Annotated in this window: 6 protein-coding genes; 4 read left to right on the top strand and 2 right to left on the bottom strand. The window is 37.1% G+C overall.

The window, feature by feature from the left end; genetic code table 11:
- Nucleotides 1-176: 176 nt before the first annotated feature.
- Together nrfA and nrfH are read right to left on the bottom strand one after the other, a co-directional pair.
- Nucleotides 177-1,661, bottom strand: coding sequence for an ammonia-forming cytochrome c nitrite reductase (nrfA, locus tag E1171_RS14200; protein ID WP_155206691.1), 1,485 nt, complete (start codon nt 1,659-1,661; stop codon nt 177-179).
- A 57-nt stretch (nt 1,662-1,718) separates the two neighbouring features.
- Nucleotides 1,719-2,303 (bottom strand): cytochrome c nitrite reductase small subunit, encoded by a 585-nt coding sequence (gene nrfH, locus E1171_RS14195; protein ID WP_155206690.1) that lies wholly within the window; start codon nt 2,301-2,303, stop codon nt 1,719-1,721.
- 341 nt (nt 2,304-2,644) lie between these two features.
- On the opposite strand from nrfH, the gene E1171_RS14190 reads away from it, so the two are divergent.
- The 4 genes from E1171_RS14190 to E1171_RS14175 form a co-directional block, all read left to right on the top strand.
- Nucleotides 2,645-3,016 carry a DUF427 domain-containing protein gene (locus E1171_RS14190; protein ID WP_155206689.1) on the top strand — a complete coding sequence of 124 codons (372 nt, stop codon included), beginning with the start codon at nt 2,645-2,647 and terminating at the stop codon, nt 3,014-3,016.
- Nucleotides 3,017-3,530: 514 nt separating this feature from the next.
- The gene (locus E1171_RS14185; protein ID WP_222931506.1) at nt 3,531-4,994 is read left to right on the top strand and encodes a PhoX family protein; all 1,464 of its coding nucleotides are present in this window, start codon (nt 3,531-3,533) and stop codon (nt 4,992-4,994) included.
- Nucleotides 4,995-4,998: 4 nt separating this feature from the next.
- On the top strand, nt 4,999-6,783 hold the full coding sequence (locus tag E1171_RS14180; protein WP_155206688.1) for a cytochrome-c peroxidase: 1,785 nt from the start codon (nt 4,999-5,001) through the stop codon (nt 6,781-6,783).
- Nucleotides 6,784-7,286: 503 nt separating this feature from the next.
- Nucleotides 7,287-9,213 (top strand): cation:proton antiporter (locus E1171_RS14175; RefSeq protein ID WP_155206687.1); only part of this gene is annotated, 1,927 nt, incomplete at its 3' end.

Below are 9,213 nucleotides of genomic sequence, written 5' to 3'. Positions count from 1 at the left end.
TTTGTTAATTGATTATTACTTTTCATTCAGTTTGTATCAACAGGTTCGACTTTGTTCTAAAAATCAATTAGAAAGGAGGAATCCCTTTTTGAAATTGATTTTTAAATTAATTCCCCCCAGACCCCGGGCCTGGAAGGATAAGTAAAAATGGAATCTTTAGATTAAGAGATTCATGTTTAGAAACTGGCCTCTCTTGCTTTGGCAGTTTCCAGCCATTCAGGGACAATGGTATGTAAAAATTCCTCTTTTTCAGTATGGAGTTTTTCCATATCCAGACCAATATATTCTTGTGCTAATTCTTTATTTGTAAGATCTGGCATTGGAACTTCCTGGTTATATCCTAGTTCAATGAGTACTCTGGTCAATCCCAAACGGGCCTGATAGGCTTTATCCAAAGCGCTGGTAATAATTCGGGCAGTTTCAACAGGAGCGTGGAAAGAACCACCGTGAGAAGCCACTGCAAAGTCCCATCTCCATTGAGCGTGCCGTATGTTTCTTAATACCTCTTTCATTTGGGCTTCTGTGGCTCCTTTGTCCCAGGCAAATTTTGCTTCAATATGGGCTTTCACCAATTCTCTTTCCAACTTGGCCCGATTTTCCATGATGGCATCTTGCCTTTCGTAAACATTTTTAATTAATTCTTTTTCAGACTCCCGGTGACATACCTGACAGGAATTAGCAATATTGTTGAGTGGAGATTGTATACGGTGATCCGTAAATTTTTGTCCCCCTTCACTTTTATAAGGCATATGACAGTCCGCACAGGAAACACCTCTTTGTCCATGGATGCCCAGTTGCCATACTTCGTAACCCGGGTGTTGGGCTTTAATCATTGGGGTACGGCTTAGCTTGTGCGTCCAGTCCGAAAACTCAATTTCATCATAATAGGCCTCCATATCTTCTACCTTAGTGCCCTTATCCCAAGGGAAGGTTAAGTATTTTCCTTTTCCTTTAAAGTAATATTCCACATGACATTGAGCACAGGTAAGTGATCTCATCTCTTGATGGGATGCCTGACTGATGTCCTTTCCTTGCCTTTCAAAGGCTTCCACTAAAGCTGGCCTGGTGATTTGCAGGTTCATGGTTTCAGGATCATGACAGTCGGCACATCCAATTGGGTTTACAATTTCATGACCTTTTCCGGCCCATTTCCCTTTATAAAATTCTTCTACACCAATTTCATTCATTAAGCGGGGAACATCCGGAGACTTACATGTCCAGCAGGTGGCAGGCATGGGGCCGTCATTTTCATCTTTTGGTCCGCCTGTTCGAAGGGTTTGTCGAATATCCTCTACGGCATAGGAGTGGCCCTTTGGGGCATTGTAGTCTTTTGAAAAACCGTAACCAGCCCAAAGGACCACCAGGTTCGGATCTTCCTCCAGCATATCACGATTCATATTGCCATTGTATTTGCTGACAAAATCTTGCTTGGAAGTTTCCTTCCAGCTTTGATATTCCCGAGGGTAGTATGGTTCCCATACGCCGTTTCGTGCTTCTATTCCTTCAATTGGGTTAGGTTGCGTGACTAAGGTCGCTTCTAATCTTCGTTCTGTTATGCTGGAGGAAAGTAAGCCTAAAGAAAAGACGATCACCAAAGTGGCTAAAAACAACAACCAACCAATCCAGGGTTTTTTTTGAACTTTTTCACTTAAATTATCCATAGCGCTAAAAATTTATATGCCAGTAAGTATTCTTCATTAGGTGTTTTAATTGTTTAATTATTCTTCTTTCAGTCCTGCTTTTAGCCATTCTGGTACCGGAGATTCCGGCAAAGGCACCCGGGCATTTGGCGTTGAAGAAAGGCTGTTGACTTTTCCATGTGGTACCTCCCGATGACAATCCCAGCAAAGTTTTCCCTTTCCATGCTCCACATCATCCAGGGTAATTCCATAGGTGGAAACTTTCTCATTTTGATGTGAATGGCAGCGGTTACAATTTTCTTGTACCACCTTCATTCCGGCTTCATGGATTCGAATCACCTGCGGTTCTGCTCTAAGCGTAAATAGGGTAGCATGGCGTAAACCGTCTTTGGCTTTAAAAAAGTATTTTCGAAAGACATTGTCTTGGGGAACGTGGCAATCATTACAGTTGGCATTTTCACGATGTGAACTGTGCGTCCAGGTGGCGTATTGTGGTGCCATGATGTGGCAATTGACACAAGCCTTTGGGTCATCCGATAGGTAGGTCACTGCATTTGATACGTAAAGGGTATAAGCTACCAGACTAAAAAATGCTCCCAGGACGAATATCACCGGTAAGCGCCACTGTGGGGGAGGGATCAGGGTATTCCATAACTTTCTCATAGCTGCTTCTTTGGTCTCCTAATATTGATAGGTAAAATTCCATGTTGGAAGGGTTAAAAAATATGATCCGGAACAGGTTTTTGTATGATTTTTATGGAAATCGTAAGAAAATGGAAGAGATAGGGATATAACGGCTTTCTTTCGGATAGCTGATGATAGGATTATAGTATTGGTTAATAGTGATTTATTTAAGTTTTGGTGTGAGTGTTTAAATCATGAAAGGATTTCTAAAAATTGAGTTTGATTTATTGTTAAAGGGTTTTAAAGTGTTATTTTAGAAAGGAGAAAAGTTGGTTGCTCATAAAGAAGTTTCAGATGCCTAAAGGCCAAAAAATTAAACGATGGAGAATATAGAAAAACGACATTACGCAGTAATTGATCCCTATCAAAGGAAATTAACTTTAAAATATAACGATCAAATTATAGCGGAATCAACTCATGCCTTAATTTTAAAAGAAGTTGCCAAAACCGTTTACGATCCTGTTTTTTATATTCCCAAAGAAGATGTAAAAGTTGAATTGGAGAAAGAAGCAGGAAGACACAGTGCTTGTCCTATTAAAGGGGATGCTACTTATTGGAATTTGAAAACTCAACCTACTTCAGATTATTTCGCCTGGAGTTATGAAGAACCCCTTCCTAGAACTAAAAAAATTGAGAGTTTGATTGCCTTTAATCCGGCTTATATTTCATTCCTTTCTGAGCCTTTAAGCTAAGGGTTTAGAGTGTTGTTTCAAAGGCGCCAATTTTCTTTGATTCATACTTCTTCAGGTTTCCAAATTGTGGCAAAAAGTTAGAAATGAACAGGGAAGATTGAAAACAGGGTAGTTTGTGTACTCTTGGCAGATTTCTAAATATTTGGTCTTTTCTTCAATGGACAGAGTGTAGTTTTCCAAGGATGAAAGGAAATCCCTTCACTCTGTTATAATTTATTTTCTGCTTTCAACTTGAAAGCAGAAAATTCCTTTTTAAAATTGGTAGAAAAGTGAATGAAATTAAAAACTTTATACTTGGAGTACTAAGGGGAAATTTGAAGTGAATCTCTTTGACCAATTGAAAAAAAATTAACCTGGAAAAATAAAAAAAATCCACACCATATTTAGGTTTAAATAGGTATTAAATATTTATTAAAATGAAGTAGTTTAAGTATAACAGTACCTTAATCCTAGGTTTATTAACAGGTAATATTGCGTCATTTTCTTTGTGGTAGATATTATTAAACCACAAAAAATGATGAAAAATTTTTATCAACTTAGTTTAATTGGATTAATCATTTTATCATCTTGTAATGATAAAATTAATCAAGGGGGGGAGCCGGAAGAAGTAATACCAGTTCCTGTATCTGAAGTGGAATTTAAAGCCCATTCTATCAGTCCAAATTTTTTAAAATTAACCTCCGAATTTTCGTCCGTAGATGTTTATCCGATTTTATCCTCGGAAGATCAACTGGAAGAAAGCCCGAATTTTATTTACGGGTCTATGGCTGATGGGGCTGGTTTATTAAAAAATGAAGATGGGACCTATACCTTGATCAATAATATTGAAGCAGACTTTTCTATTGCCAGAATTACATTTGATAAGACGTTTAAACCTGTTAAAGGGGAATATATTTTAAATGCCATTGCCACTGTAGCAACTGCACAATGTTCTGGTTCTTTAATCACTCCAGAAGAGCATGGTTTTGGCCCTTTTTACCTGTCTGGAGGAGAATGGGGAGGTTCTTCTAATGGTGTTTTTATCACCGATCCTTATAAAGATCCTGTTACGGCTTTTGCTGCTGAGATGCTACCTGCTTTTGGTCAGTGGGTAACTGAGAATGCAGTACTCATTGGGCAAGATGCTTTTCCAGGGAAAACTGTTGCCTTTATTGGAGACAACCAAGGTGAAAATGATATACCTTCCGGACAACTGGGAATGTATGTAGGAGATCACGGTGACCTTAGAAATGGAAAATTATATGGCTTACAGGTTACCGATGAAAACATCATGTATGAAATGGATATGGAAGAAGGAAAGTCCTATCCTGTCGAATTTGTTGAGTTGGGGGAGAGATTATTAGAAGATATTGATGAGGAGGCTAAAAATAAAGGTGTAATGGGGTTCTCCCGAGTTGAAGACCTTGATTGGAGAAGAGGGTCAGCAAAGAACAACAGAGAAGTATATTTTTGTGTTACAGGCCGCGATAAACCAGATTTACATGGTAAAGGTACTATATCAGGAAGGGTTTATAAAGTAGTCCTTAATGAAGAAGATCCCACAAAGGCAGGGACAATTACTTGTGTGTTGGATGGTGACATTCTTGGAGGTAAAGCTGAAAGCTTTCATAGTCCAGACAATATTTTGGTAACAGAGAATTATGCTTATATCCAGGAAGATCCGAATGGTATTTCTGGTGCAGATAAAGAACATTTTGCCCGGCTTTATCAATATGATCTAAAAAAGAGAACCTTAAAAACGGTGCTGGAATGTGATCAACTTGCTGCAATTGAACAGGGTTATGGTACCACTAAATCCTGGGAAATAACCGGAATGATTGATATTTCCGAAACCATAGGAGAAGACAATAGCTTTTTGCTGATTACTCAAAACCATGGTTGGGTAAAAGGTGGCTTTACAGATCCTGCCGCTAATCCTGATGTTAGTAGAAGCAATGAAGGGAGTATGCTTTACTTAATTAAAGGTTTGGACCGATAGTAAAATGAGAAAATATATTAAACAAATTAAGGAGGCATGGGTTCCATGCCTCTTTATTGCTTTAAGCGCCTGCAACTGGCAAACATCAGAAGAGATGAAAAGCCGAAGTCCTCTAAATGATTTGGAAAGTTTATATAAAAGTGATCTCCGGGAATGTATTGTTCATTTGGATTCTTTAATGCATTTAAATTCGGAGAAAGATAATCTGCACTATTTTCAGAAGGCAAGGGCTTCTTTTAAAAAGCTAGAACCCATTTTGGCCTATGTGGACAAAAATAATTATAAAGCACTTAATCAGCCTAACCTTTTGAAGGTTGAAGAGGAAGATTTTACAAATATTAAAATCACAGATCCTTTTGGTTATCAGGTGATTGAGGAGATGCTGCATGATGAAAGGGTTTCTAAAGAAGACCTAATGAAAAATATCCAATTGACACGGAATCGTCTCATCCTTATTCTAAGGAACACCCATTTGCAATTAAAAAATTACCATATTTTATGGTTACTAAGAGAAGAAATTGTGCGACTGGCCACTATGGGCATCACAGGGTTTGATTCCCCCGTATTAGAAAACTCTCTGGAAGAGTCCCGAATAGCCTATCAGCGTTTAAATAATATACTGACTTTGTATAAAGGAAATTTTTCAAATGGGAATCTATTTCAGTTGTGGGAAAATGAATTTGCGAAAACAGGTCAGATCCTCAAAGCAGATTTTAATAGTTTTGATCGCTATACTTTTATAAAAGAGCATACACATAAACAGCTCCGTCTTTTGGTTGAAACTCAAGAAGACTGGAAGATAGGTTTTCCCTTTGAAAAGGCTTTAAAAAATGATATAATTTCTCTCTTTTCAACTGGAACCTTTAATTTGGATTATTTTACAGGGTATGACAAGGAAAGTGCTTACAGTGAAAAAAAGGCCATGTTGGGGGAGCGTTTATTCAGTGATAAAAATTTATCCCTTATTAAACATATGAGTTGTGCCTCTTGTCATAAAAAAGATCTTGCTTTTACTGATGGTTTGAAGAAGTTTCCTAAACAAAAGAGGAATTCCCCAACTTTACTTTATGCTGCTTTACAAAAAGGTTTTTTCTATGATAATCGGGCCGGAAGTCTGGAAGGACAAGTTTCTTTTGTGGTAAAAAATGAGAACGAGTTTCATTCTGACTTGGAAGAATTAAAAACTTTCGTCCAGAAAGATGGCAGCTACAGAAAGGAATTTGATCAACTTTATAAGCGGGGAGTAACAGATCAGAATATTCGAAATGCCATTGCCAGCTATGTGAGAAGCCTGATCAACTTTAACTCTAAATTTGATCGGAATATTAATGAGGAAGAGAATACCCTAACAGAAGGAGAAATTAAAGGCTTTAATTTATTTATGGGGAAGGCTAAATGCGCTACTTGTCATTTTCCTCCAGTGTTTAATGGTACTGTACCTCCGGATTTTGCTCATACCGAATTAGAGTCACTCGGTGTTCCAAAAGATAATTCTGAAAAACCAGGGATTGATGATGATTTGGGGCGATTTGATTTGTTTGGAACCGAAGAAAGAAAATATTTCTTTAAAACCCCCACTGTGAGAAATATTTCGAAAACTACTCCCTACATGCATAACGGGGTTTATACTACTTTGGAAGAAGTATTGGATTTCTATAACAAGGGTGGAGGAATTGGTTTGGGCATTCAATTGGAACATCAAACGCTTCCTGAAGTTCCTCTTGATCTTTCAGAGCAGGAAATTCAGGACATTGTGTCTTTTATGAATACGCTATATGATATTTATTAAAGATTTTTAAATGAAAATGTACATTAAGCGGTGTCTTGAGTATAAATAGATTTTATTGGTATTCTGACACAGTTTAGTGTGCATCCTGACCTCTTCATTCTTTCTCCAATTTTTTTCTACTTAAGTAGTTGGTATTTATACCATCGACCTTTTTTGCAATAATTATGGATTTCTCCGTTTTCTTTAAATTCACAGTTTTTTGTTTAGGCCTTTAAAGGAAAACTGATTTTATTGCTGCTTTTTTCTCGAAGATGTAAAAGGGAGCTTTCTTGTGAAGCTGGGGAATATAATTTTCTTCTAGAAGAAAGTTGTCTAAGGACCGTAAATTGGACTTTAAAATACGTTTAAACATTTTTCTTGAAGAAAAGTTTATTTTCATATAGATTTAAATGAATAAGGTCTGATAGATAGGACCCTATTTTGGTTAAAGGAAAAGCTTTTTTATGTAACACTCCTCCATAATCTATATTTTTTTGGAGAGAGTGCTTAAAAACTTGAATTTGATGACGATTTTGTCACTTTTTGAACTCACACTTCCTCTCAAAGATCCGGTATTAAAATTTTTATTAATACTGCTAATCATTTTATTTGCGCCCATTTTTCTAAATAAAATAAAAGTCCCTCAACTATTAGGTTTAATCATAGCTGGGGCAATTATTGGGCCTCATGGATTTAATTTGATTGTACGGGATAGTAGTATTATTCTTTCAGGAACTGCCGGATTACTTTATATCATGTTTCTGGCAGGATTGGAAATAGATATCGCTGACTTTAAAAAGAATAGTGGAAAAAGCCTCATATTTGGATTATACACCTTCATTATTCCTATGGTGATGGGAACATTGATTGGGCTTTATGTCCTTCATTTTTCCTTGTCCACTTCAGTTCTTTTGGCTAGTATGTTTGCCTCTCACACTTTGATCGCCTACCCATTGATAAGTAAGTTCGGGTTAAGCAAAAATAAGGCTGTAAATATTACTGTTGGAGGCACTATGATCACCGATACTTTGGCATTGGTGGTTCTGGCGGTAATTGTGGGTATGGCAAAAGGAGAAGTCAATAATGAGTTTTGGCTGAAGTTATCCCTTTCAATACTTGTATTTGGGTCTATTATAATGTTCACCTTTCCCTTGATCGGACGTTGGTTCTTTAAACGATTTGGCGATAATATATCTCAATATATTTTTGTTTTGGTCATGGTTTTTTTAGGGGCCTTTTTAGCTGAAACAGCAGGAGTAGAACCCATAATTGGTGCATTTCTTTCTGGTTTAGCCTTAAATCGCTTAATCCCTCGTACTTCCCCATTAATGAACAGGATTGATTTTGTGGGAAATGCCATTTTTATTCCCTTTTTTTTAATTGGGGTTGGTATGCTTATTGATTACAGGGCATTTTTTAAAGATTGGGATACAATTAAAGTGGCTGCTGTAATGACACTAATTGCTACTTTTTCTAAATATTTAGCCGCTTTATTGACCCAAAAGACGTTTAAATTTTCTGTTGATGAGCGGCGTTTAGTTTTTGGTTTAAGTAATGCCCAGGCCGCGGCTACCCTTGCTGCCGTTTTAGTAGGATATAGCATCATTATTGGAGAAACCGATGCAGGGGAGCCTATTCGTTTGTTGAATGAAAGCATTTTAAACGGGACTATATTAATGATTTTAGTTACCTGTACCATTGCTTCCTTTGTAGCCCAAAAAGGAGCTCAAAATTTGGCGCTTGCTGAGGCAGAAGATGAAGGAATTGATAAAAAGGAAAGTAATGAGAAAATTCTTATTCCGGTTAATAATATAGAAACTACAGATGAATTAATTAATCTGGGAATTACCATAAAATCGAAGAAAAACAGGGATGGCCTTTTTGCTTTAAGTGTAATTGATAGCCATGATGCTAATGAGGGGAAAATAAAAAGGGCCAAAAAAGTATTGAATAAAGCAGTAGTTTCTGCTTCCGCTACTGATAATCCTTTAAACCAGATCCTTCGTTACGATCTGAATATTGTCAATGGGATTAACAGTGTAGTACAGGAGCATGAAATCACAGATTTGATTTTAGGTCTTCACCATAAGAAAGGGATTACGGATTCCTTCTTGGGTAATTTGACAGAAGGTATTCTTACAAAGTGTAATACTACTACCCTTATTTACAAATCATCCCAACCTTTAGCCACTATTCGGAGGCATTTAATTATTATTCCGGAACATGCCGAAAAAGAAACAGGATTTGCTTTTTGGTTGATCAAAGTCTGGAACATGGCTAGAAATACGGGAGCGAAACTTGTGTTTTATGGCAATTCTCAAGTGCTGGACTACTTAAAAGATATACACTTCAAGCACCCTTTAGAGGCTGAATTTAAAGAACTTAGTGATTGGAACGACTTCTTAATCTTGTCCCGGGACTTAAAAACTAATGATAATCTATTGATTGTAT

The sequence above is a fragment of the Xanthovirga aplysinae genome (assembly GCF_009711365.1).
Lineage (GTDB): Bacteria > Bacteroidota > Bacteroidia > Cytophagales > Cyclobacteriaceae > Xanthovirga > Xanthovirga aplysinae.
Note: the sequence above shows the minus strand (reverse complement) of the source record. Positions and strands in the feature narration are given on the sequence as shown.